The organism is Pseudomonas sp. UBA6323 (genome assembly GCF_002439135.1).
Lineage (GTDB): Bacteria > Pseudomonadota > Gammaproteobacteria > Pseudomonadales > Pseudomonadaceae > Aquipseudomonas.
On sequence record NZ_DJSX01000002.1, the window covers coordinates 133,431 to 155,896 of the forward strand.

23 protein-coding genes and 1 pseudogene are annotated in these 22,466 nt (G+C 62.6%); 16 read left to right on the forward strand and 8 right to left on the reverse strand.

Annotation, left to right across the window (positions count from 1 at the left end):
* Positions 1 to 67: 67 nt before the first annotated feature.
* Both B3P22_RS00815 and B3P22_RS00820 read right to left on the reverse strand, forming a co-directional pair.
* Positions 68 to 802: an OmpA family protein gene (locus B3P22_RS00815; protein WP_296269500.1), complete on the reverse strand. Its 735-nt coding sequence runs from the start codon at positions 800 to 802 to the stop codon at positions 68 to 70.
* Positions 803 to 941: 139 nt separating this feature from the next.
* Positions 942 to 1,295 (reverse strand): annotated as a pseudogene (locus tag B3P22_RS00820) (OmpA family protein); the annotation flags it as partial.
* 445 nt (positions 1,296 to 1,740) lie between these two features.
* Between B3P22_RS00820 and B3P22_RS00825 the strand changes: the two are divergent.
* The 3 genes from B3P22_RS00825 (at position 1,741) to B3P22_RS00835 (ending at position 3,908) form a co-directional block, all read left to right on the forward strand.
* Positions 1,741 to 2,238: a DUF6231 family protein gene (locus B3P22_RS00825; protein ID WP_197855272.1), complete on the forward strand. Its 498-nt coding sequence runs from the start codon at positions 1,741 to 1,743 to the stop codon at positions 2,236 to 2,238.
* 4 nt (positions 2,239 to 2,242) lie between these two features.
* Entirely contained in the window at positions 2,243 to 2,725 is a 483-nt protein-coding gene (locus B3P22_RS00830) for a YchJ family protein (protein WP_296269501.1), read from the forward strand.
* A gap of 67 nt (positions 2,726 to 2,792) precedes the next feature.
* Positions 2,793 to 3,908, forward strand: a complete 1,116-nt coding sequence (locus B3P22_RS00835) for a hypothetical protein (RefSeq protein WP_296269502.1) — start codon at positions 2,793 to 2,795, stop codon at positions 3,906 to 3,908.
* Between the two features lie 57 nt (positions 3,909 to 3,965).
* On the opposite strand, the gene B3P22_RS00840 is transcribed toward B3P22_RS00835, so the two are convergent.
* Complete coding sequence (locus tag B3P22_RS00840) at positions 3,966 to 4,520, reverse strand: hypothetical protein (protein ID WP_197855269.1); 555 nt, start codon at positions 4,518 to 4,520, stop codon at positions 3,966 to 3,968.
* Between the two features lie 192 nt (positions 4,521 to 4,712).
* Here B3P22_RS00840 and B3P22_RS00845 point away from each other — a divergent pair, with 192 nt between their 5' ends.
* The 4 genes from B3P22_RS00845 to B3P22_RS00860 all read left to right on the forward strand — a co-directional run bounded on the left by B3P22_RS00845 (position 4,713) and on the right by B3P22_RS00860 (position 8,507).
* Entirely contained in the window at positions 4,713 to 5,210 is a 498-nt protein-coding gene (locus tag B3P22_RS00845; RefSeq protein WP_197855268.1) for an LEA type 2 family protein, read from the forward strand.
* Positions 5,211 to 5,227: 17 nt separating this feature from the next.
* Positions 5,228 to 5,422: an SEC-C metal-binding domain-containing protein gene (locus B3P22_RS00850; protein WP_296269503.1), complete on the forward strand. Its 195-nt coding sequence runs from the start codon at positions 5,228 to 5,230 to the stop codon at positions 5,420 to 5,422.
* Between the two features lie 7 nt (positions 5,423 to 5,429).
* A complete protein-coding gene (locus tag B3P22_RS00855) occupies positions 5,430 to 5,894 on the forward strand; it encodes a DUF2489 domain-containing protein (RefSeq protein ID WP_296269504.1) in 465 nt (154 codons plus the stop codon).
* A gap of 99 nt (positions 5,895 to 5,993) precedes the next feature.
* Positions 5,994 to 8,507 (forward strand): penicillin acylase family protein, encoded by a 2,514-nt coding sequence (locus tag B3P22_RS00860; protein ID WP_296269505.1) that lies wholly within the window; start codon positions 5,994 to 5,996, stop codon positions 8,505 to 8,507.
* Positions 8,508 to 8,772: 265 nt separating this feature from the next.
* Here B3P22_RS00860 and B3P22_RS00865 read toward each other — a convergent pair whose 3' ends face one another.
* Positions 8,773 to 9,465, reverse strand: a complete 693-nt coding sequence (locus B3P22_RS00865; RefSeq protein ID WP_296269506.1) for an NUDIX domain-containing protein — start codon at positions 9,463 to 9,465, stop codon at positions 8,773 to 8,775.
* A gap of 142 nt (positions 9,466 to 9,607) precedes the next feature.
* On the opposite strand from B3P22_RS00865, the gene B3P22_RS00870 reads away from it, so the two are divergent.
* From B3P22_RS00870 to nadE, 3 genes are read left to right on the forward strand one after another with little or no spacing between them, the layout of a single operon-like run.
* Positions 9,608 to 10,252 (forward strand): nicotinamidase, encoded by a 645-nt coding sequence (locus B3P22_RS00870; protein ID WP_296269507.1) that lies wholly within the window; start codon positions 9,608 to 9,610, stop codon positions 10,250 to 10,252.
* Positions 10,249 to 11,448 carry a nicotinate phosphoribosyltransferase gene (gene pncB, locus B3P22_RS00875; protein WP_296269508.1) on the forward strand — a complete coding sequence of 400 codons (1,200 nt, stop codon included), beginning with the start codon at positions 10,249 to 10,251 and terminating at the stop codon, positions 11,446 to 11,448. The genes B3P22_RS00870 and pncB overlap by 4 nt, the downstream gene beginning before the upstream one ends.
* 10 nt (positions 11,449 to 11,458) lie before the next feature.
* Positions 11,459 to 12,286 carry an ammonia-dependent NAD(+) synthetase gene (gene nadE, locus B3P22_RS00880; RefSeq protein ID WP_296269509.1) on the forward strand — a complete coding sequence of 276 codons (828 nt, stop codon included), beginning with the start codon at positions 11,459 to 11,461 and terminating at the stop codon, positions 12,284 to 12,286.
* Positions 12,287 to 12,529: 243 nt separating this feature from the next.
* Here the strand turns inward: nadE and B3P22_RS00885 are convergent, their stop codons facing one another.
* From B3P22_RS00885 to dcd, 3 genes are all read right to left on the reverse strand, one after another.
* The gene (locus tag B3P22_RS00885) at positions 12,530 to 12,763 is read right to left on the reverse strand and encodes a hypothetical protein (RefSeq protein WP_275545350.1); all 234 of its coding nucleotides are present in this window, start codon (positions 12,761 to 12,763) and stop codon (positions 12,530 to 12,532) included.
* 64 nt (positions 12,764 to 12,827) lie between these two features.
* Positions 12,828 to 13,250 (reverse strand): hypothetical protein, encoded by a 423-nt coding sequence (locus tag B3P22_RS00890; protein WP_296269510.1) that lies wholly within the window; start codon positions 13,248 to 13,250, stop codon positions 12,828 to 12,830.
* A gap of 212 nt (positions 13,251 to 13,462) precedes the next feature.
* Positions 13,463 to 14,029, reverse strand: coding sequence for a dCTP deaminase (dcd, locus tag B3P22_RS00895; protein WP_296269511.1), 567 nt, complete (start codon positions 14,027 to 14,029; stop codon positions 13,463 to 13,465).
* 300 nt (positions 14,030 to 14,329) lie between these two features.
* On the opposite strand from dcd, the gene B3P22_RS00900 reads away from it, so the two are divergent.
* Positions 14,330 to 14,539 (forward strand): cold-shock protein, encoded by a 210-nt coding sequence (locus B3P22_RS00900; RefSeq protein ID WP_013714598.1) that lies wholly within the window; start codon positions 14,330 to 14,332, stop codon positions 14,537 to 14,539.
* Positions 14,540 to 14,837: 298 nt separating this feature from the next.
* Here B3P22_RS00900 and apbC read toward each other — a convergent pair whose 3' ends face one another.
* The gene (gene apbC, locus B3P22_RS00905) at positions 14,838 to 15,926 is read right to left on the reverse strand and encodes an iron-sulfur cluster carrier protein ApbC (protein WP_296269512.1); all 1,089 of its coding nucleotides are present in this window, start codon (positions 15,924 to 15,926) and stop codon (positions 14,838 to 14,840) included.
* 160 nt (positions 15,927 to 16,086) lie between these two features.
* On the opposite strand from apbC, the gene metG reads away from it, so the two are divergent.
* From metG to rsxC, 5 genes are all read left to right on the forward strand, one after another.
* Positions 16,087 to 18,123 (forward strand): methionine--tRNA ligase, encoded by a 2,037-nt coding sequence (gene metG, locus B3P22_RS00910; RefSeq protein ID WP_296269513.1) that lies wholly within the window; start codon positions 16,087 to 16,089, stop codon positions 18,121 to 18,123.
* A 21-nt stretch (positions 18,124 to 18,144) separates the two neighbouring features.
* Entirely contained in the window at positions 18,145 to 18,912 is a 768-nt protein-coding gene (locus tag B3P22_RS00915) for a DUF4349 domain-containing protein (RefSeq protein WP_296269514.1), read from the forward strand.
* A gap of 123 nt (positions 18,913 to 19,035) precedes the next feature.
* On the forward strand, positions 19,036 to 19,620 hold the full coding sequence (gene rsxA / locus B3P22_RS00920; RefSeq protein ID WP_296269515.1) for an electron transport complex subunit RsxA: 585 nt from the start codon (positions 19,036 to 19,038) through the stop codon (positions 19,618 to 19,620).
* Positions 19,617 to 20,192 carry an electron transport complex subunit RsxB gene (gene rsxB / locus B3P22_RS00925; RefSeq protein WP_197855256.1) on the forward strand — a complete coding sequence of 192 codons (576 nt, stop codon included), beginning with the start codon at positions 19,617 to 19,619 and terminating at the stop codon, positions 20,190 to 20,192. The genes rsxA and rsxB overlap by 4 nt, the downstream gene beginning before the upstream one ends.
* On the forward strand, positions 20,189 to 22,466 hold a 2,278-nt coding region (gene rsxC, locus B3P22_RS00930), incomplete at its 3' end, for an electron transport complex subunit RsxC (protein ID WP_296269516.1). The genes rsxB and rsxC, both read left to right, overlap by 4 nt.

The window sequence follows — 22,466 nt, forward strand, 5'->3', positions numbered from 1 at the left end:
TTGGACGTATCGCCTTGCGAAAAAGCGGCGCAGTCAAACCGAATGACGCGGACTGCGCCGCCCTGCTTCAACGGGAAACGTGCAACTCCACACGGCGATTCTGCGCACGTCCGGCATCGCTGCCGTTGTCTGCCACCGGCTGGCTCTCACCCTGCCCTTCGCTACTGAGCTTGCCGGCGGGCACGCCCTGGGCGATGAGAAAGTCGGCAACACTGCGTGCGCGACGCTCGGACAAGCCCTGGTTGTAGGCATCGGAGCCGACGCTATCGGTATGCCCGACAACCCTGACCGCGACCAGGCTCGCGCCAGCCAGACGTGTGCTGACATCGGCGAGCAGGCGCTGAGCATCGGCAGTCAGCTCGGCCGAGTCGAAGGCGAACAGCACGTTACCCAGATCGCTGAGGACGATGACCTCATCCTCCATCTGCGGCTCCATCGCCGGCTCGGCCGCTACACTGGCCGGATAGTGCGGCAATGGACAGCCGTTATGACCTACCGCTGTACCTGCAGGCGTGCCGGGGCAGCGATCACGGCGGTCGAACACACCATCGCCATCCTCGTCACCGTCCTGCGCATAACAGATGATGGTGCCCAGCAGAGCGCCGGCTACCGCGCCGCCTGCTGCCCAGGTCGAACTCTCGATTGCACCGAGGCCGCCACCGGCCAAGGCTCCAATCGCACTGCACAGGGGCCAGTTCCCCTGGTTGAGCGGCGCGTCTCCCGTACTGGAAGTCGTGGCACAACCCGAAAGAACACTGCTGACCAGGAGAAAGGGTAAAACCCTCGAAAGCGCAATTCTCATGGCGGTGTCTCCTGTGATACCGGCATGTTGCCGGCATCACAGGAGTAAAGACGGCACCAGGGCTACACACAAGAAAAGGCCCGACCGATGGAGAACCGGCCGGGCCTTTGCGGTTGACGCCTTCGTGCAGCCAAGCGCCTTACGGCTGAGCTTCGACCTCGGCCTCTACGCGACGGTTGATCGCACGGCCATCGGCATTGGCGTTGTCGGCAACCGGGCGACTCTCGCCATAACCCACCGCCTGCACACGCCCGGACTCGACACCGTACTGGTTGACCAGAACGTCACGAACAGCGCTGGCGCGGCGCTCGGACAGGCCCTGGTTGTAGGCATCGCTACCCACGGAGTCGGTATGACCTTCAACCACGGTGCTGGTCTGCGGGTACTGTTTCATGAAGTCAGCCAGGGCTTTGATATCGCCATAGCTTTCCTGCTTGACCTGCGACTTGTCGAAATCGAACTTGACGTCCAGCTCGACGCGCACGGCTTCGGCTGGCTCGGCCACGGCGACTTCCTCGACCATCACGACTTCTTCTTCGACAACGGCAACCTGCTGAGCTTCGGCACCATGTACCCAGCAGTACGCGGCAGCCATACCGGCACCCACCAGCGCACCACCACCGGCCCAGGTAGAGCTTTCGATCGCCCCTAACGCTGCACCACCCACACCGCCTACCGCCGCGCAGGTGGGCCAGTCGGTTTTCTGCAGGCCGGCACAGCCGGTCAGCATGGTACTAGCCAGAATCAGGGGTACTGCGTTCCTTGTGATACTCATACTTTAGGTCTCCAATGTTCATCGGCCCATAACCGACTCAATAGTAGTAAAGACAGGAGTTGTACAATCCGCCAGCTATAGCAGCTTCTGCGGATAATTTTCTCTCACTCTAGGCCTGATCCCGACACCACGTTAGTCTTTGCAGACTTTTCGAGGAAGTTCGATGACCGCCAGCCTTAGCACCCGTACTCCACAGCAGGCCATTGCGGCACTGCTTGCCCGCTACACGCCCGAGAAACTGCTGTTGCTCGGGGCGAGCGAACTACCCGCAGTCAGCGCCTTTCACAGCGCCCATCCGCAGTGTCAGGTCACCACTGCACCTGCTGCCCCCCTGGCGCCCGAACTGGCCGCACAGCGTTTCGACCTGGCGATTCTGGTCGACTGTCTGGAGCACTTACCCAAACGCGATGGATTGCAGCTACTGGGTGGCATTCGCAACCTCAACGCCAGCCGGGTCGCCGTGTTGCTCGACCTCAAGGCAGCGGATTGGCAGGAAACCGACCTGTTCGCCCTGGCCATGCAGGCCAGTGAGCAGTTCCAGCGCGAGGGACAGACCCTGCATCTGTTCACCTATGATCTGCTCGATTACAAGCAAGTTCCCGACTGGTTGAACGCAAAGTTCTGGGCCAATCCACAAAATTTCGGCAAATACTGGTGGTAGAGCGATGAATCCACTCGATCCCAATTGCCCCTGCGGCAGTGGCAACCCGCTGAGTCAGTGCTGCGGCCACTATCACGCAGGCACCCACGCGCCCAGCGCGGAGCTGCTGATGCGCTCGCGCTACAGCGCCTATGTATTGGGCCTGGTGGACTATCTGGTGGCCACCACCCTGCCCCACCAGCAGCATGCGCTCGATCACGAGGCCATGGCTGCCTGGAGTGCGCAGAGCACCTGGCTCGGTCTTGAGGTGGAAGGCAGCGAGGTGTTCGGCGGCAAGCCCGAACATGCGCAGGTCGCCTTCGTCGCCCACTGGCACGACGAGCAGGGCGAACATCGTCACCGCGAATGCTCCGCCTTCGTTCAGGTGGATGGACGCTGGTATTTCCTCGATCCGACGGTGCCGCTGAAGGTCGGACGCAATGACCCCTGTCCCTGCCAGGGCGGACAGAAGTTCAAGAAGTGCTGCGCGCCTTACCTGAACGGCTGATTGGCGTTAATCGCGCTTTCTGCTTGAGTTGAATCGTCCTGCGGGGACGCTCAACAAGGAGAAAGTCATGCACAAGAAAAGTGGTATCGCTCTTATCCTGGCCAGCCTGCTGATTGGCTGCGCCAACCAGCCCGGCGGGCTGCAAGGGGAAACGCTGGATCTGGGGGACAGCCAGCGGGTCAGCCGTTTGTTCGCCTATCCGAACAACTGCAGCGTGATCTGCTATCGCGACTGGACGCTGGAGCAGACGGTGGAACATTACCTGCAGCAGAGCCTGACGCGTGATGGCTACCCTCAGGCCAGCGTGCAGGTCACGCGCAACGGGGATCGCGTGCACGCCCACTTCACGGGCACACCGGCCGAGTACGGCAAACCCCTGCTGCAATTGCTCGATACCGGCGAGCTGGCCTATCAGGGCGCCACTCAACTCAATCGTGACGGCAAGTGGCAGTACAACTGGTACTTCTTCCTGCCATTGGGCATGGCACTGGAGAACCGCAAGAGCGTCGAGTTGCTGCACTTCCCGCCGGATTATTCACTGACCCAGGCCCAGGATTACCTGCGTTCGAGTACCACCGACCGCTGGGCCGCCTTGCTCAGCTACAACGGCATCGCACCCGAGCAGACGCCGGCCTACCAGATCATCGTAGACATCGCCCCCATCGCCGCTCCGGCCAGTGCTGGCGGCGCTCTGGAAGGCGTATATGGCTACTTCAACAAGTATCAGCAGCGCATGGTCAGCGAACTCAGTGCTGGTTCGGACAAAGCCAGCCTGCCGATGGTCGCTTTCGGCAGCCCGGTGCGCAGCTGGATCAAGCAACAGTACGGCGTAAATCTTCCGGTGTTGGGCCTGGGGCGGATCGATGCTGGGGCCGGACGGCAGGTTTCCGTACTCGGCGCCAATCATCCGAGCTATATCTGGTATGCCGCCGACCCGGCAAACAACAAGGGCAGCGAGGATGCCGCCAACGCGGCGGGGATCAAGGTCATGGAGCAGGACCTGAGCGCGGCCTGCTGGCAGGCCGGCATGGGCCAGCAGCCGACGCGCGATGCAGCGCAGATGCTCAGTAGCTGCACCCAGAAATGGCAGGTGACGGAGACGCAGCAAACCTGCGAACTGTTTTTCATCAGCGTGCGCAACCTCAAACCCGAGGAGGCGCAAGCCAAGTGCAAGGCGGGCTAGCCGCGCTCAACACAGAAACGCCGTGGCTGAATGTGCAGCTCACGGCGTCGCCAGCGGTCATTCCTGCAGTTTCAGATGCGAGGTGTCCGGGGCCGGTGCCGGAATCGCGGACTTGGCCTGCCCCATATCGCTGCCCACCGGCGCCAGGCTGAATTGCGACAGGTCTACCGGCGGAGCTGCAGCGTCGGGTCTGGCGTCCTGCAGATCACTGCCTACCGGAGCGATGCCGAAATCCGGCGCATCCACCTCGCTGAACGCCGCCATGTATTCATCACGCGGCGCGACCTGCAGCCGCCCGGGCCTGGTCGCAACTGGCGCAGCCACCGGAGCAGGCATCGGCTCGGCTGGTGGCGGGGGCGCGAGTTCGACCTCCTCGATCAGCATGTCCATATCGACGACCTCGACACGCGCACCGGCCCGTTCGAGGGTCGTACGATATTTCTCCGCGGCAGTGGCGTCGAGGTTGTTCTTGATCACGATGCGGCGCCCGGAGAACAACTGGGCGATACGCTGGGCATCGGCCTGGAACAGCTTGGCCAGATTGGCCTTGACCAGTTCTGGCTGGGCTCCCGGCACCAGTTGCCCGGAGAAGGCGATCTCGTAGCGACTCATGGTCACACTCCTGTCCTATTCGCCGCTCAGTATGGCGCAGGTTCTCTTGCCCCGACACTGCAGGCTTCTCTTCCATGCCATCACGAACACCTACTGTAGAAAATTACGACATTGTCACCCTGAAAATAATACTTGCTCACCCGTTGCAGCCGAGCGCTTGCTTGTTACACTGGGCTGCAATGGGGGTATGAAATGTTTTCTCAGGCGCAAATGATAAGAATTATCAGCCTATTGATGTTTTTCGGCCTGCTTTCAGGCCTGACAGGATGTTCCACCTGGATGACAGGTGACTTCAAGGACCCGGACGTCCAACTCATCAAAGTTGATGTGATCAAGGCACGGCTGCTCGAACAGGAGTTCAGCCTGCGCTTTCGGATCGATAATCCCAATGGCGTCAGCCTGCCGGTGCGCGGGCTGAACTACAACGTTCATCTCAATGGCATCCAGCTTGCCGAAGGCCACTCCAATGAGTGGTTCACCGTGCCCGCCCATGGCCATCACACCTTCGACGTGCCGGTACGCACCAACCTATGGCGCCACGTGCGGCAGATCGTCAAGGCGCTGGAAAAACCCGACGAACCGATTCGCTACAGCCTCAAGGGCCAAGTAAAAACCGGCATGTTGTTTGGTCGCAGCGTGCACATGGCGCGCAATGGAGAGATAATTCCCGGCGATTTCATCTCCGAATAACCAGCGTGAGTAACACCATGAGCAACCAACCCCACATCCACGGCCCCGACTGCAACCATGACCACGATCATCACGATCACGGCCATGTACACGGTCCGCACTGCAACCACGGCCATCAGGAGCCGGTACGCAACGCGCTGAAGGATGTCGGCCGCAACGATCCATGCCCTTGCGGCAGCCAGAAAAAATTCAAGAAGTGCCACGGCGCCTGAACCGCGCATGGATGCCATGGCCCTCATCCTGCTATTGACCGGCCTGCTGCTGATCGCAGCCCTGGCGGCTTATGCCTGGCACCTTTGGCGCCGTGTATGGGCCAACCAGCGCGCTCGCGACGAAGCGCAGCAGGAGCGCCAGCAGCGCCTCGGTGGCGATCTGAACATCCTCACCAGCAGCCTGCTCGACGAGCAAGTGCCGCTGATAGAAGGTGCCATTCGCATCAAGGTGCTGCTCGACAACTACGACAGCAGCCTGAGCAATGACGGCCGCTGCCAGGTGTTCCACCTGCTCTACGAAGCCACCGCCGACGTGCCCACCCACGCGGCCTGGAAAGCCTTGGACAAGGCAGAGCGACGCCGCTTCGAAAAGCGCTTCAACGAGCTGGAACTGCAGCACAAGGCCGCCGCACGCATCGCCGCGCGCTGGTTGCTGGACGAGGGGCTCAACGGGTCTCGGGCAAACGCCTGAGGCCTCTTGCCAGGCTCCATTAGCCTCTTTACCTTGGCGCCTTTGTGGCCGGTTGCTATGCGATCGGCCTAGCCTGTTCGCACACCAAGGAAATTCGCCATGCGCACGCTGGCCTGCCTGACTCTCGCTGCTTCCCTGACCGGCCTTGCCGGCTGCCAGTCCCTGCTCAACAGCCGTTATGCCGATAGCGTGCCGCCCACCCGCGGCGTCGAGCGCATTCAGGGCGTGGCCGAGAGCGCATCGGTGCGACGCAACGCCCTTGGCATGCCGCTGATCGAGTCAGGCACCTTCCACGACGCCCTGTTCGCCCTGGGTTATGTGCATGCCGGTGACCGCCTCAGCCAGATGGTCGGCATGCGCCTGTTGGCCCAGGGCCGCCTGGCGGAAATGGCTGGCCCCGGCGTGCTGGAAATGGACCGTTTCATGCGTGCGGTGAACCTCAGGAAGAGTGCGGAAATTCTCTATGCCGACGCCTCGCCGCGCCTGAAACGCTTCTTCGAAGTCTATGCGCGCGGCGTCAACGCTTACATGTTCCGCTACCGTGATCGCCTGCCGATGGACCTGGCCGAATCCGGCTACCGCCCCGAATACTGGAAGCCCGAGGATTCGGTGCTGCTGTTCTGTCTGCTCAACTTCGGCCTGGCGGTGAATCTGCAGGAAGAGATCGCCGCGCTGACCATGGCCCAGCAGGTGGGTGCCGACAAACTGCCCTGGTTGCTGCCGATCTACCCGGACGAACCGCTGCCCTTCGCCGAGGCGGAGAAACTCGCAGGTCTCGACCTCAAAGGACAGTTGCCAGGTCTGCAAGCGATCTCCCGAACAGCGGCGCAGATCGCCGAGCAGCACATGCTCGGCGTCGCCGCCTCGAACAACTGGGCCATCGCGCCGCAACGAACCCGCGGCGGCAAGAGCCTGCTGGCCAACGACACCCACCTGCCGCTGAGCATGCCCTCGTTGTGGAATTTCGTGCAGATCCGTTCGCCCAAGTACCAGGCCGCAGGCGTGTCCCTCGCGGGCGTACCGGCCGTGGTCGCCGGCTACAACGGCAAGCTCGCCTGGGGCATGACCATGGTCATGGGTGACAATCAGGACATCTATCTCGAACGCATTCGCCGCGAAGGCAGCCGCCTGATGTACCAGGCGGATGGCAAGTGGCTGCCGGTCGCCGAACGCCAGGAAACCTTCTTCATCCGCGGCCAGCGACCGGTCCGCGAGACGCTGTACGAGACCCGCAACGGCCCACTGCTCAACTCGGTGCTCGGCGAGCGCAAACATATGCTGCAACCTCTGCCATTGCAGAGCGGTTATGGCCTGGCGCTGAAAACCACTCAGCTCGAGCGTGATAACAGCCTCGACGCCTTCTTCGACCTGTCCCGTGCGCAGTCGGTGGACCAGGCCTTCGAGGCGGCACGGGAGATCCGCGCCATGCCGCTGAACATCGTCTTCGCCGATGCCCAGCACATCGGCTGGCAGGTCACCGGTCGCTACCCCAATCGCCGTGAAGGCCGCGGCCTGCTGCCCTCCCCTGGCTGGGACGAGCGCTACGCCTGGGACGGCTTCGCCGACCCGATGCTGCATCCTTACGATCAGGACCCACCGCAAGGCTGGCTGGGTACCGCCAACGAACGCAGCGTGCCGCCGGGCTACGGCATGCAGCTGTCGAGCTCCTGGTATTACCCGGAGCGTGCCGAGCGTATCGCCGAACTGGCCGGCAACGGCCGGCACGACGGACGCAGCATGATCGCCATGCAATACGACCAGACCTCGCCCTTCGTCGCCAAGCTGCAGGCCATGTTCAACGATCCGGCCATGCACGACTCGCTGCGCCAGGCCATCGCGGCGCTGCCGGCCGGTCAGCGCGAGCGTGCAGACGAAGCCCTGAAGCGCCTGCTCGCCTTCGACGGCAAGCTCTCCGCCAGCTCGGCCGATGCAGCCATCTACGGCGCCTTCCTGCATGAAAGCGCGCGGCATATCTTCCTCGACGAGCTGGGCCCGGAAAACAGCCCGGCCTGGCAGGCGTTGGTGCAAACCGCCAACACCTCCTACTCGGCCCTGGCCGACCATCTGCTTGGTCGCGCCGACAGCCCGTTCTGGAACGACATCCGCACCCCCGAACAGGAAGACAAACCGACTATCCTGGCACGCAGCCTGGCCGCCAGCATCGAACTGCTGGAAAGCCGCCTGGGCACGGAGCGACGCAACTGGCAATGGGGCAAGCTGCATACCTATGAGTGGGTGACCGACACCACTCGCATGGCGCCCTACATGAGCGCCAGCCAGCGCACCAGCATAAACGCCTTGAAAGGCTACCTGGACCGCGGCCCCTATCCGGCTGGCGGTGACCACAGCACGCTGAACGTTTCGGCCTACGCCTGGGGCCAGGACTTCAATACCTTCCTGATCCCGGCGATGCGCATCGTGGTGGATTTCGCCGCCGACGAGCCGTTGGTCGGCGTCAACAGCTCGGGCCAGTCCGGCAACCCGGCCAGCCCGCACTATGCCGACGGCATCGACTCATGGCTCAAGGGCGGCTACATGAGCTTTCCGTTCAAGTCGGAAAACCTGGACAAGGTCTATGGCAACCAGCGCCTGCTGCTGATGCCGGCCAAATGACGACCGTTCGTCGGGGTGCTCTGAACCATTTCTGCGGCCCCCGACTCTGAGTAATCGACTTACTCCATAGATCATCGTTTTAAGGCGCCTCTGGCGCCTTTTCTTTTGCCTGCAAAAAAGATGGCATTTCTACATCACGAAATGAACTTTCTCGCCAGAGCAGGTTCAGAACCTATGCATCGATTGAAATGCTCCCCTGGCGCCTCTGGCGCCTATTTTTTTGCCTGCAGTTTTCCCGCCTTAAATCGCCACGGGTAAATGGTTGCTAGGCCAGCAGATTGCGGTCGAAGACGAACACCTCGGCCGCCAAGGGGCGATGCTCCAGCAGATTTTGTGGCCGCCCCATCTTCGGGTAGTTCTTCTCGCCGGTCTCGCCGATCCAGCCCTGGGTCTTCATCCGTTCCAGCCGTCCGCGCAAGGTGGTGTGCTGTACCGGCTCGCCCAGGCAGGCCTGGAAGGCCCCAAGTGCTTCGGTCACGGTAAAGCGCGGCGCCAGCAGATACAGCGGCAGCGAGCTGTAAACCGACTTGCCTCGCAGACGCTCGGCCGCCAGCCGCACCAGTTGCGCGTGGTCGAATGGCAATGCCTGCTGCCCGGAAGTGACGGCGGCCAACTCGACGAACTCCAGGTTTTCATCCTGCGGCACGACGTCAGGCGCTAGCAGTGCCAGGTAGCAGGTGCTCAGCGACCAGCCACGCGGATCACGCACGCCGTTGCCCACCGTGGTCACCTGCTCCAGATACTGCGGTTGCAGGCGCGCCTTGTCCGCCAGGGCACGAGCAGCGGCAGCATCCAGGCTGGCATCGGCGCAACGACCGTTGACCAGCACCCCCGGCAGCGCCCATTGCCCCATAAAGGGTTCGCGCTGGCGGCGCAGCAGCAGCACCTGCAATCTGCCCTCTTCGCTTAGACGCAAGGCGACGATATCCACCCCGGCCAGCACTTCCACTGCACTCATCCTTCCATTCACCTCCGCCATGGACTTATTTCATCTTGACCAATAATTCGCCTTCTTTCACGTATGAATTGGTAAAAACGCTTGACTACATATTTCATCAGATGAAATATGTAGTCACCCAAGCGCAGTAAGGAGGCGCACCATGAAGATCGCCAGCTTCGACGTCGACGCCCAGAAAGGCTTCACGCCACTTTGTCCCAACGAGCTGCCAGTTCCCGAGGGGGACGTCATCGTCCCCGCGCTCAACCAACTGGCAGAGCGCGCTCAGTTGCGCGTCGGCAGCAAGGATGCCCACAGCCCGCAAGCCGCCTGGGTGGTGCCGGACCACGCACAGATGCTGCAAGCGCTGCCGCTGGCCAATGCCGATCTGACCTGGGTCAGCCATTGCGTCCCCGGCACACCTGGCTTCGAACTGCTCGACGGCTTGCCTGCACCACTGGACTATGACTACTTCGTGTGGAAGGGCGTGGAGCCCGACCTACATCCTTACGGCGCCTGCTACCACGACCTAGCCGAGAAGCGCAGCACGGGCGTGATCGAATTTCTTCGGCAAAATGGCGTCGACCTTGTATTGGTCGGCGGCCTGGCGCTGGACTACTGCGTCAAGACCACCGCCCTGCAACTGCGCCGCGCCGGCTTCGAGGTAATCGTGTATCTACCGGCCTGCCGAGCCATCGCCAGCGAAACCGCCGAAACTGCCTGTATCGCCATGGGCGAGCACGGCATCACACTTGCCGCCAGCCTGGAACAGCTGGACAGCGTCATAGCCAAGGAGAACCTGCGATGAGCGAGAGCATCTTCGCCGACCGCACCGTGCAAAACCTGCTGGATACCGATTTCTACAAGCTGACCATGATGCAGGCGGTGCTGCACAACTACCCCAACGCCGAGGTGGAATGGGAGTTTCGTTGCCGCAGCAGCGAGGATCTGACGCCTTACCTGGCAGAGATTCGCTACCAGATCGAACGCCTGAGCGAGCTCAGCCTGAGCGTCGATCAGCTCGCCTTCCTCGAAAGCATCCCCTTCATCACGCCGGACTTCATTCGCTTTCTCAGCCTGTTCCGCTTCAACCTGCGCTATGTGCACACCAGCATCGAAGACGGTCAGTTGAACATCCGCCTGCGCGGCCCCTGGTTGCACGTGATCCTCTTCGAGGTGCCGCTGCTGGCCATCGTCAGCGAGGTGCGCAATCGCTATCGCTACCGCGAGGTGCTGCTGGAGCAAGCCGCCGAACGCCTGTACGAGAAGCTCGACTGGCTCAAGGCCGAGGCTTCGCCGAGCGAGTTGGCAGGCTTTCAGCTCGCCGACTTCGGTACCCGCCGGCGTTTCTCCTACCGTGTGCAGGAACAGGCGGTGCATATCCTCAAGCGCGATTTCCCCGGGCGCTTCGTCGGCACCAGCAATGTGCACCTGGCGCGTGAGTTCGACCTCAAGCCCATCGGCACCATGGCCCACGAGTGGTTGATGGCGCACCAGCAGCTAGGCCCGCGCCTGATCGACAGCCAGATCGCCGCGCTCGACTGCTGGGTGCGCGAGTACCGTGGCCTGCTCGGCATCGCCCTGACGGACTGCATCACCATGGATGCCTTCCTCGCCGACTTCGACCTGTACTTCGCCAAGCTGTTCGACGGCCTGCGCCACGACTCCGGCGACCCGCTGGTGTGGGCGGAAAAAGCCATCGCCCACTACGAGAAACTGGGCATCGACCCGAAGAGCAAGACCCTGGTGTTCTCCGACGGCCTCGACCTGCCCAAGTCGCTACGGCTCTACCGTGCACTTTCCGGGCGAATCCACGTAAGCTTTGGGGTCGGAACCAACCTGACCTGCGACATCCCCGGCGTCGAGCCGATGAACATCGTGATCAAGATGATCGCCTGCAACGGTCAGCCAGTGGCGAAGATTTCCGATACCCCCGGCAAGACCCAATGCCGCGACGAGAACTTCGTCCATTACCTGAAACACGTATTTCGCGTGAACCAGTGAGGAGCCAGACATGAGCAACCGCCAAGCCGAAATCGCCGCCGCCCTCGACGTGGTACCGCCATTCGCCGACGACGCTGCGCTGAGCGCCGAAATCGAGAGGCGCAAGACCTTCATCAAGAACACCCTCAAGCAGTCCGGCCTCAAGGTGCTGGTGCTGGGTATCAGCGGTGGCGTGGACTCGACCACCGCCGGGCGCCTGGCCCAGCTTTCGGTCGAAGAGCTGCGTGCCGAGACCGGCGACGCCGGCTATCGCTTCATTGCCGTGCGCCTGCCACACAACACCCAGCATGACGAACACGACGCTCAGGCCTCGCTGGACTTCATCGGCGCCGATGAGGTCAGCACCGTCAACATTGCCGACAGCGTCAACGGCCTGGCCCAACAGGTCAGCCACTTGCAACAGCTGAGCGAAGCCCGTCGCGACTTCGTGGTCGGCAACGTCAAGGCACGTATTCGCATGGTCGCCCAGTTCACCATCGCCAATGCCAGCAACGGCCTGGTGATCGGCACCGACCACGCCGCCGAGGCGGTGATGGGCTTCTTCACCAAGTTCGGCGACGGCGCCTGTGACCTTGCCCCGCTGTCGGGCCTGGTCAAGCACCAGGTGCGCGCCATCGCAGCGCACCTGGGCGCGCCCGAGCATCTGGTGAAGAAAACGCCCACCGCCGACCTTGAGGAACTACGCCCCGGCAAACCGGACGAGGAAGCCCACGGCGTGACCTACGCAGAGATCGACGCCTTCCTGCATGGTGAGAAAGTCAGCGACGAAGCCTACGCCACCATCGTGCGCACCTATGACGCCTCGCGTCACAAACGCGAGCTACCGCTGGCGCCCTGATCCATGCAGGCAAATAGAAGCCGGGCGTTGCCCTAATGCTGTTCACATAAGAAACGGTCGAGCGCGATTAGTCCCCTCGCCCCTTCGGGGAGAGGGTTAGGGAGAGGGGGAAACTGGCAGTTTCGCGGGATTTCGGCCCTCTCCCCCAACCCCTCTCCCATAAATGGGAGAGGGGAGTCAATGCCTACGACCTTAAGTGAACAGCATTAGGGCGTTGCCCGGCTTCTTCATCTTTGCAGCGGCTCAATGCGACTCGCCGGCGATGCGTTCTGCCGGTGAGGCACAGCGTTCGAACACCTCCCGCGGCCGACACTGGGCCACCGGCGCAGGTGGCGGCTGATCCGGCACCGTCGGCTCGCCCGGCTCCTGCGGTGGCACGGGTTTGCCGGGCTGATCGGGAACATCGGGCTGCGGCTGGCCCGGAATATCGCCAGCCCGAATCCCGCTGGAGATCAAGGTAAAAGCTGAAACGGACATGGTTCTACCCTCGTTGAATGGACTGCAGAGGGTAGAGTGCGCCGTCAGGCACTAATTCCAACTTTCATCGGGCAGGCTGGGCGTCGAAATGTACGGTGAGCGATACCAGCACCTGCGGCTCGCCGTCCTCGGCCTGGGCATGATTGTCGGCCCGGCCAAAGCCCAGCCATATCGGCTGCTCCTGCTTGATCGCCACTGCCGAATTCTGGTCGGCCGAACCCTCCAGTCCTGATAGCACCGACTCGGCCTCTTCACGCGACATGCCAAGGCGCAGCCGATCATCCAGCACGAAGCCCTCCAGTCCGGCGCGAGCAGGCACCTCCTGCAACCAGCCCAGATAGAGATCACCGGTGAAACGCGGCACCAGCCAGCAACGCACTTCACGTAAGCGGTCACCGGCGAACACCAGCATCAGGCTGTTGCCATACAGCAGGCCGCGGCGCTCGCCATGCAGCGGCAACTCCGCGCTGGGCTGGCCGAGGGTCATGGCAAAATCCGCTGGCGACGCCGTGGGCGCCAGGCCGAACACATTGCTCCCCGAATACACCTGCAGCTCGGCGCGAGCTGACAGACATGCAAGCAGCAGAGAGAAAAAGACGGTCCGCTTCAATATCGTGTTGATGGTCATGTTCCCTGACTCCGATTTTCGCTCATGAAAAAGCCGGGCTTTGCCCGGCTTCTGGTGTTCGCATGACTTGATCAGGCTTTCGGCAGGGTCACGCCGCGCTGTCCCTGATATTTGCCACCGCGGTCGCGGTAAGAAACCTCGCAGGCCTCGTCGGACTGCAGGAACAGCATCTGCGCCACGCCTTCGTTGGCGTAGATCTTCGCCGGCAGGTTGGTGGTGTTGGAGAATTCCAGAGTCACGTGGCCCTCCCACTCCGGCTCCAGCGGCGTGACGTTGACGATGATACCGCAACGCGCGTAGGTGCTCTTGCCCAGGCAGATGGTCAGCACGTCACGCGGAATGCGAAAGTACTCGACGGTACGGGCCAGGGCGAAGGAGTTCGGCGGGATGATGCAGACGTCGCTCTTGATGTCTACGAAGCTCTTCTCGTCGAAATTCTTCGGGTCGACGACAGCCGAGTGGATGTTGGTGAACACCTTGAATTCGTCGGCGCAGCGCACGTCGTAGCCGTAGCTGGACACACCGTAGGAAATCACCCGGCTGGCGTCGGCGCCACGCACCTGACGCTCTACGAACGGCTCGATCATGCCGTGTTCCTGGGCCATGCGGCGAATCCACTTGTCCGATTTGATGCTCATGGCGAGGTGTCCTGAGTGGGCGGTTACTGGAAAAGTGAGCGCATCTTACCGATGCCGGCGCCACGCTTCAAAGATTGCCGCCGCGCCCATCAATCATTATTTGCAAAAAAGCTGCATCGACTATTCGCACTCGACGATAAAAACACGTATGGTGTGCCCACTGTGCTGCATGTGTCACCGCGAATCGCTACTAGATGCCTAGATTTCGATCCAAACATCGTCCGACTCCTAGTACTCGTTGCACTCAGTCCCGGCCTGGGCTTTTCCAGGGCTGTTATTACTTTTGTTAGGAGACATCACATGTCCAATCGTCAGACTGGCACCGTTAAGTGGTTCAACGATGAGAAAGGCTACGGCTTCATCACCCCGCAATCCGGTGACGACCTCTTCGTTCACTTCAAAGCCATCCAGAGCGACGGTTTCAAAACCCTGAAGGAAGGCCAGCAGGTTTCCTTCGTGGCTACCCGTGGCCAGAAAGGCATGCAGGCTGAGGAAGTTCAGGTTATCTAACCTGCACTACCCTGCTTGAAAAGAGCCCCGCCTAGTGCGGGGCTTTTTTATGGCTGTTCGCACGCCCTGTAGGAGCGGATTTATCCGCGATTCGCGGCTGAAGCGGAATGCCGCCCAGCCGCTCCTACAGAAGCGGGATCGGAGCGGGCTTCGTCACGCCAGGACCGAGTCGCCTGCGCCCTCTCCCGCCCTTCGGGCACCCTCGGCTTTGGCTCCTGCGCCGCCCTACCTCCTGCATCCATGCAGTCGTCTCCCGCAAGCGGGAGAGGGTCATCAGAAAGCCGCTGCGCGGCTGCTGTTAATCCTCGCTGATCTCGATGCTCGGCATCGCCGGCTTACCCGCCAGGGCGATACGCGCGCCGACCTTGCGCGCCAGATCCTGATAGATCATGGCGATCTGGCTTTCCGGATCGGCAATGGTGGTGGGCTTGCCATCATCGGCCTGCATGCGGATGGCCATCGACAGCGGCAGGGAGGCCAACAGCTCGACGCCATATTGCGCAGCCAGCTTCTCGCCGCCGCCCTCACCGAACAGGTGCTCGGCGTGGCCGCAGTTGGAGCAGATGTGCACGGCCATGTTTTCCACCACACCCAGCACCGGGATGTGCACCTTGCGGAACATCTCCACGCCTTTCTTGGCATCGAGCAGGGCCAGGTCCTGCGGCGTGGTGACGATCACGCTGCCGGCCACCGGCACCTTCTGCGCCAGGGTCAACTGGATGTCACCAGTACCCGGCGGCATGTCCACCACTAGGTAATCGAGATCGTTCCAGGCGGTCTGGGTGATCAGTTGCAGCAAGGCGCCGCTGACCATCGGCCCGCGCCAGACCATCGGCGTGTTGTCGTCGGTGAGAAAAGCCATGGACATGACCTGCACGCCATGAGCTTCGAGCGGCACGAACCACTTCTGTTCGCGAACTTCCGGCCGCGTACCTTCGGCGATACCGAACATTATGCCTTGGCTGGGCCCATAGATATCGGCGTCGAGAATACCCACGCGCGCGCCCTCGCGGGCCAGCGCCAGCGCCAGGTTGGCCGCCGTGGTGGACTTGCCCACGCCGCCCTTGCCCGAGGCCACGGCGATCACGTTCTTCACCCCGGCCAGTGCCGGTACCTGAGCCTGACCCTGATGCGAGTCGATCACGCAATCGACCTGCACTCGCGCGCCGTCCACGCCCTCGAGGTTCTCCAGCGCCATCTGCAGCATCTGCGCCCAGCCGTTCTTGAACAAGCCGGCGGCGTAGCCCAACTCCAGACGTACGGCGACGCGCGCACCCTGGATGTCGACTTCACGCAGGCAGCCGGCGCTGACCGGATCCTGATCGAGATGGGGGTCGGTGAACTGACGCAGGCAGGCTTCGACCGCTTCGCGGGTGACGGCACTCATGCAAGAACTCCAGAAGACAGGCAGAAAAACAGGCCGTCATCATAACAGCAGCCTTCGCATGCAATGCAGCATGCGCTTTTCCTTGCCGCAGGTAGCTTGAAGCTTGTCGCTTCCCTTATAGTTGTCGACTTCCCTCGTTTTACCAGTGCAGCCGATCACCATGACCGAAGCCCGCAAGATTCTCGTTACCAGCGCCCTCCCCTATGCCAACGGCTCCATCCACCTCGGCCATATGCTCGAGTACGTGCAGACCGACATGTGGGTGCGCTACCAGAAACTGCGCGGCAATCAGGCGATCTACGTCTGCGCCGACGACGCCCACGGCTCGGCGATCATGCTGCGCGCCGAGAAGGAAGGCATCACCCCCGAACAACTGATCGATGGCGTGCGTGCCGAGCACATGGCCGACTTCGCCGACTTCGGCGTGGACTTCGACAACTACCACTCCACCCACTCGGAGGAGAACCGCGAGCTGTCGGCGTCCATCTACCTGGCGCTGCGCGACAAGGGCCATATCGCCACCCGCGCGGTGACCCAGTACTTCGATCCCGAGAAAGGCATGTTCCTCGCCGACCGCTTCATCAAGGGCACCTGCCCGAAGTGCGGCACCGAGGACCAGTACGGTGACAACTGCGAGAAATGCGGCGCCACCTATTCGCCGACCGAACTGAAGAACCCGCGCTCGGCCATCTCCGGCGCCGTGCCGGTGCTCAAGGAGTCGCAGCACTTCTTCTTCAAGCTGCCGGACTTCGAAGCCATGCTCAAGCAGTGGACGCGCTCCGGCGCGTTGCAGGAAGCGGTGGCCAACAAGATCGCCGAGTGGCTCGACGGCGGCCTGCAGGAGTGGGACATCAGCCGCGATGCGCCCTACTTCGGTTTCGAGATTCCCGGCGAGCCGGGCAAATACTTCTACGTCTGGCTGGACGCGCCGATCGGCTACATGGCCAGCTTCAAGAACCTCTGCAGCAAACGCCCGGAGCTGGACTTCGATGCATTCTGGGGCAAGGATTCCACCGCCGAGCTGTACCACTTCATCGGCAAGGACATCGTCAACTTCCACGCCCTGTTCTGGCCGGCGATGCTCGAAGGCGCCGGCTACCGCAAGCCGACCGCGGTCAACGTGCACGGCTACCTGACGGTGAACGGGCAGAAGATGTCCAAGTCGCGCGGCACCTTCATCAAGGCGCGCACCTATCTGGATCACCTGAACCCGGAATACCTGCGCTACTACTACGCCTCCAAGCTGGGCCGCGGCGTGGACGATCTCGACCTGAACCTCGAGGACTTCGTGCAGAAGGTCAACTCGGACTTGGTCGGCAAGGTGGTCAACATCGCCAGCCGCTGCGCCGGCTTCATCCACAAGGGCAACAATGGCCTGCTGGTCGCCGCCAACCCGGAGCCCGAGCTGTGGGACGCCTTCCAGGCCGCCGCGCCGAGCATCGCCGAGGCCTACGAAGCGCGCGATTTCTCCCGCGCCATGCGTGAAATCATGGCACTGGCCGACCGTGCCAACGCCTGGATCGCCGACAAGGCACCCTGGGCGCTGAACAAGGTCGAGGGCAAGCAGGCCGAGGTGCAGGAAATCTGCGCACTGGGCGTCAACCTGTTCCGTCAGCTGGTGATCATGCTCAAGCCGGTGCTGCCGAAACTGGCCAGTGACGCCGAAGCCTTCCTCAACGTAAAACCGCAAACTTGGGCAGACCTCGCGCTGCCGCTGGCCAACCACCAGTTGAACCCGTTCAACCCGCTGCTGACCCGCATCGAACAACCGAAGATCGAAGCCATGGTCGAAGCCTCCAAGGAAGACCTGGCCGCCGAAGCGCCCAAGCCACAAGGCAACGGAGAACTGAGCAAAGACCCGCTGGCCGCCGAGATCAACTTCGACGCCTTCGCCGCCGTCGACCTGCGCATTGCACTGATCGAAAAATGCGAGTTCGTCGAGGGCGCCGACAAACTGCTGCGCCTGTCACTGGATATCGGTGACGAAAAACGCAACGTGTTCTCCGGCATCAAGTCCGCCTACCCGGACCCGAGCAAGCTTGAAGGTCGCCTGACTCTGTACGTGGCCAACCTGGCACCGCGCAAGATGAAGTTCGGCGTCAGCGAAGGCATGGTCCTGGCTGCCGGCCCCGGTGGTGAGGAAATCTACCTGCTCAGCCCGGACAGCGGCGCCAAGCCGGGCCAACGCGTCAAATAAGCCAAACGCCAGGAGGCACGGATGAAGCCATGGATGGTAGTGACGCTGCTGGCCGCACTGGCCGGTTGCTCCGAGCAATCGGGAGCCCCGCTCGGTGGCGCCCTGCAAGGTGAACGCAACCAGGCTGGCAGCTACCTGGCCTATGAGCATCAAGTCGGCATAGAACTGGCCGCCGAGCAGATCGGCGAACGCATCGCCGCCACTCGCGAAGCCTGCCTGAGCGAACGTTTCGGCGCCTGCAGCCTGATCGCCGCACAGCAAAGTAGCGGCCATGCGCCGCGTGGCGACCTCACTCTGCGTATCGTGCCCGACGGGGTCGAGGCCATCACCGCCCTGGCCAGCGAGGGCGGTGAGCTGGTCAGCCGCAGCACTCGCGCCGAGGACCTGGCCCAGGCTGTGAGCGATAATCGTCGTCAGCACGAGCAACTGCTGCGCCAGCAACGGACCTTGCAGCAGTTCGAACAACGCGACGATCTGGCCGTGGCCGACCTGCTGGCGCTGGCCCGAGAGCAGGCAGCACTGGAGGTACAACTGCAGGCCATCGCCCAGGAGGCCGCCCAACAGCAACGGCGCCTGGATACCAACCTGCTGACCCTTAGCTTCAGCAGCCCCTACGAGCGCTCGCCCCTGGGGCGTATCGGCGAGGCCTTTTCGCGCCTAACCGACAACCTCGCAGAAGGTACTGCCAACCTGATCGAGTTCGTTGGCTACAGCCTGCCCTTCCTGATCGTGCTGTTCCCGGTAGCGCTCGGCCTGCGCAAGCTGTGGAGACGTCTGACCAGCCGTTGACCAAGGCGTGACGAAAGGTCGCCAACAGCAGGCAATTCGCCGCATCCGGCTTGTATGGCCAGGGCCGCTTCCCGATAATAGGCGCCCTTTTCCTAAGGCCTTTGTGCATTCGACGGCAAACCGATGACCGAACTCGTCCTGATCATGGTCAGCGCCATCCTGGTCAACAATTTCGTGCTGGTGCAGTTCCTCGGCCTGTGCCCGTTCATGGGCGTGTCGAAGAAGATCGAAACCGCGATCGGCCTGTCCCTGGCGACCACCTTCGTGCTGACCCTGGCGGCCATGTGCAGCTACCTGGTGCAGCAGTACGTGCTCAAGCCGCTGGACCTGGAATTCCTGCGTACCATCAGTTTCATCCTGGTGATCGCCGTGGTGGTGCAATTCACCGAGATGGTGGTGAACAAGACCAGCCCGCTGCTCTATCGCGTGCTGGGCATTTTCCTACCGCTGATCACCACCAACTGCATCGTCCTCGGCGTCGCCCTGCTCAACGCCAACAAGGCCGAATTCACCCTCATCACCGCCACCGTCAACGGCTTCGCTGCCGGCCTGGGCTTCTCCCTGGTACTGGTGCTGTTCGCCGCCATGCGTGAGCGCATCGCCATCGCCGACGTGCCGAAATCCTTTCAGGGCGCGGCCATCGGCATGATCACCGCCGGCCTGATGTCGCTGGCGTTCATGGGCTTCTCCGGGCTGATCAAGCTATGAGCCTGGTTTTGGTCGCCGTCCTCGCCCTGCTCACGCTGTGCCTGATCGCCGGCGCTATCCTCGGTTTCGCCGCCGTGCGCTTCAAGGTCGAGGGTGACCCCATCGCCGAGCAGATCAACGCCCTGCTGCCGCAGACCCAGTGCGGCCAGTGCGGTTATCCGGGCTGCAAGCCCTACGCCGAGGCCATCGCCGGCGGCGACAAGATCAACAAGTGCCCACCCGGCGGCGAGGCGACCATCCAGGCCTTGGCCGACCTGTTGGATGTCGAGCCCGAGCCGCTGGACGCGGTGGAAGGCGAGAAGCCGCAGATGGTCGCGTTTATCCGCGAAGCAGAGTGCATCGGCTGCACCAAGTGCATCCAGGCCTGCCCGGTGGACGCCATCGTCGGCGCCGCGCGGCAGATGCACACGGTGATCGTCAGCGAATGCACCGGCTGCGACCTGTGCGTCGAACCCTGCCCGGTGGACTGCATCGACATGATCGAAGTCGGCAGCAGCGTGCAGAGCTGGAAGTGGGACAAGCCGCTGGCACCCGGCCAGTTGATCGCCAGTGACCGGGAGCAGGCGGCATGACGGTGCAGGAAAAGTTCTGGGATATCCCGGGAGGTATCCATCCGGCCGAGCGCAAGGAGCTGTCCAACCGCACACCGATCCAGCAGGCCCCGCTGCCCAAGCGCCTGGTGTTGCCGCTCGGCCAGCATATTGGCGCAACCGCAGAGCCCTGTGTGGTGGTTGGCCAACGCGTACGCAAGGGCGAGAAGATCGCCAATACCAACGGCTTCGTCAGTGTGCCGTTGCATGCGCCGACTTCCGGCACCGTGGCCTTCATCGGTGAGCAGCCTTATCCCCATGCTTCCGGCATGCTGGCGCCGGCTGTCGTCATCGACAGCGACGGTCTGGATGAATGGATCGAGCTAACGCCGCCAGCCAACTACCGCAGCCTGGAAGCCAGCGAGCTGCTGACGCTGATCCGCGAGGCCGGCATCAACGGCCTGGGCGGCGCCGGTTTCCCCACGGCGGTGAAACTCACCGCACGGCCGACGCAGAAGATCCACACGCTGATCATCAACGGTACCGAATGCGAACCCTATATCACCGCTGATGACGTGCTGATGCGCGAGCGCGCCGGCGAGCTGGTTTCTGGCATCGATATCCTGATGCAGCTGATCCAGCCCGAGCAGGTGCTGATCGGTATCGAGGACAACAAGCCCGAGGCCATCGCCGCCGTACGTGCTGCCTGCGCCGGCCGCGACTACCAGGTGCGGGTGTTCCCGACCAAGTACCCATCCGGCGGCGAGAAACAGCTGATCCAGATCCTCACCGGCGTCGAGGTGCCCAGCGGCGGCCTGCCGGCTGATATCGGCATCCTTTGCCAGAACGTCGGCACTTGCGTGGCCATTCACGACGCCGTGCTGCTGGGCAAGCCGCTGATCTCGCGTATCACCACGCTGACCGGCGAGGCGCTGGCGCGTCCGGGCAATGTCGAGGCGCTGCTCGGCACGCCGGTGGGCGAATTACTGGCCTTCGCCGGGCTGGACATCAGCACACTCAATCGCCTGGTCATGGGCGGGCCGATGATGGGCTTTACCCTGCCCAGCCTCGACGTGCCGCTGATCAAGACCAGCAACTGCCTGCTGGCCAGCACCGCCGCGGAACTGCCACCACCACCGCCGGCCATGCCCTGCATCCGCTGCGGCGAATGCGCCGAGGCGTGCCCGGCAAGTCTGCTGCCGCAGCAACTGCACTTCTTCGCCCTAGGCCAGGAGCACGAACAGCTCAAGGCGCACAACCTGTTCGACTGCATCGAGTGCGGCGCCTGCGCCTACGTCTGCCCATCGAGCATTCCACTGGTGCAGTACTACCGCGTGGCTAAGGCGGAAATTCGTGAGCTGGAGCAAAAACAGCTCAAGGCCGAGCACTCCAAACAGCGCTTCGAGCAACGCCAGGAACGCTTGCGCCGCGCCGAGGAACAGAAGGAAGCCGAGCGCAAGGCGCGCGCGGAAAAAGCCGCCCGCGCCAAGGCAGCACAAGCCGAAGCCCCGCCTGCTGCCGCAGCTGCGCCGGCCGATGAAGCGCTGAAGAAACTCAAGATCGAAGCCAGCATGGCCCAGGTCGCGCTGAAGAAAGCCGAGAAACAGCTGGCCGCCCACGACACGCCGGAGCTGCAGGCGCAGGTCGCCGAGCTGCGTTCAGCAACCGAAGCCGCGCAGAAAGCCCTGGCCGATGCCCAGGCGACAGCACCAGCTCCCGCACCCAAACCGGCCGGCGACGAAGCGCTGAAGAAAGCGAAGATCGAAGCGGCCATGCTCAAGGCTCAATTGCGCAAGCTGGAAAAAATCGAAACTCCGGACGAGGAGCAACAAACCGAGATCACCCGAGTGCGCCAGCAGCTTGAAGCCGCCGAAAAGGCCCTGGCCGATCTGCAACAACAGGCGCCTGTGCCGACTGCCAAACCCGCCGGTGACGAAGCGCTGAAGAAGGCCAAGATCGAAGCCACCATGCTCAAGGCTCAATTGCGCAAGCTGGAAAAGGTCGATAACCCGGACGACGAGCAGCAAGCCGAACTGGCCCGCGTGCGCCAGCAACTGGAGGCAGCCGAGAAAACTCTGACCGATCTACAAAACCAGGCGCCCGCGCCAGCCGCCAAACCCGTCGGCGACGATGCGCTGAAAAAGGCCAAGATCGAAGCCGCCATGCTCAAGGCCCAGCTGCGCAAGCTGGAGAAGATCGAAAACCCGGACGACGAGCAGCAAGCCGAACTGGCCCGCGTGCGCCAGCAACTGGAAGCAGCCGAGAAAACTCTGGCCGATCTACAAGACCAGGTGCCCGCGCCAGCCGCCAAACCCG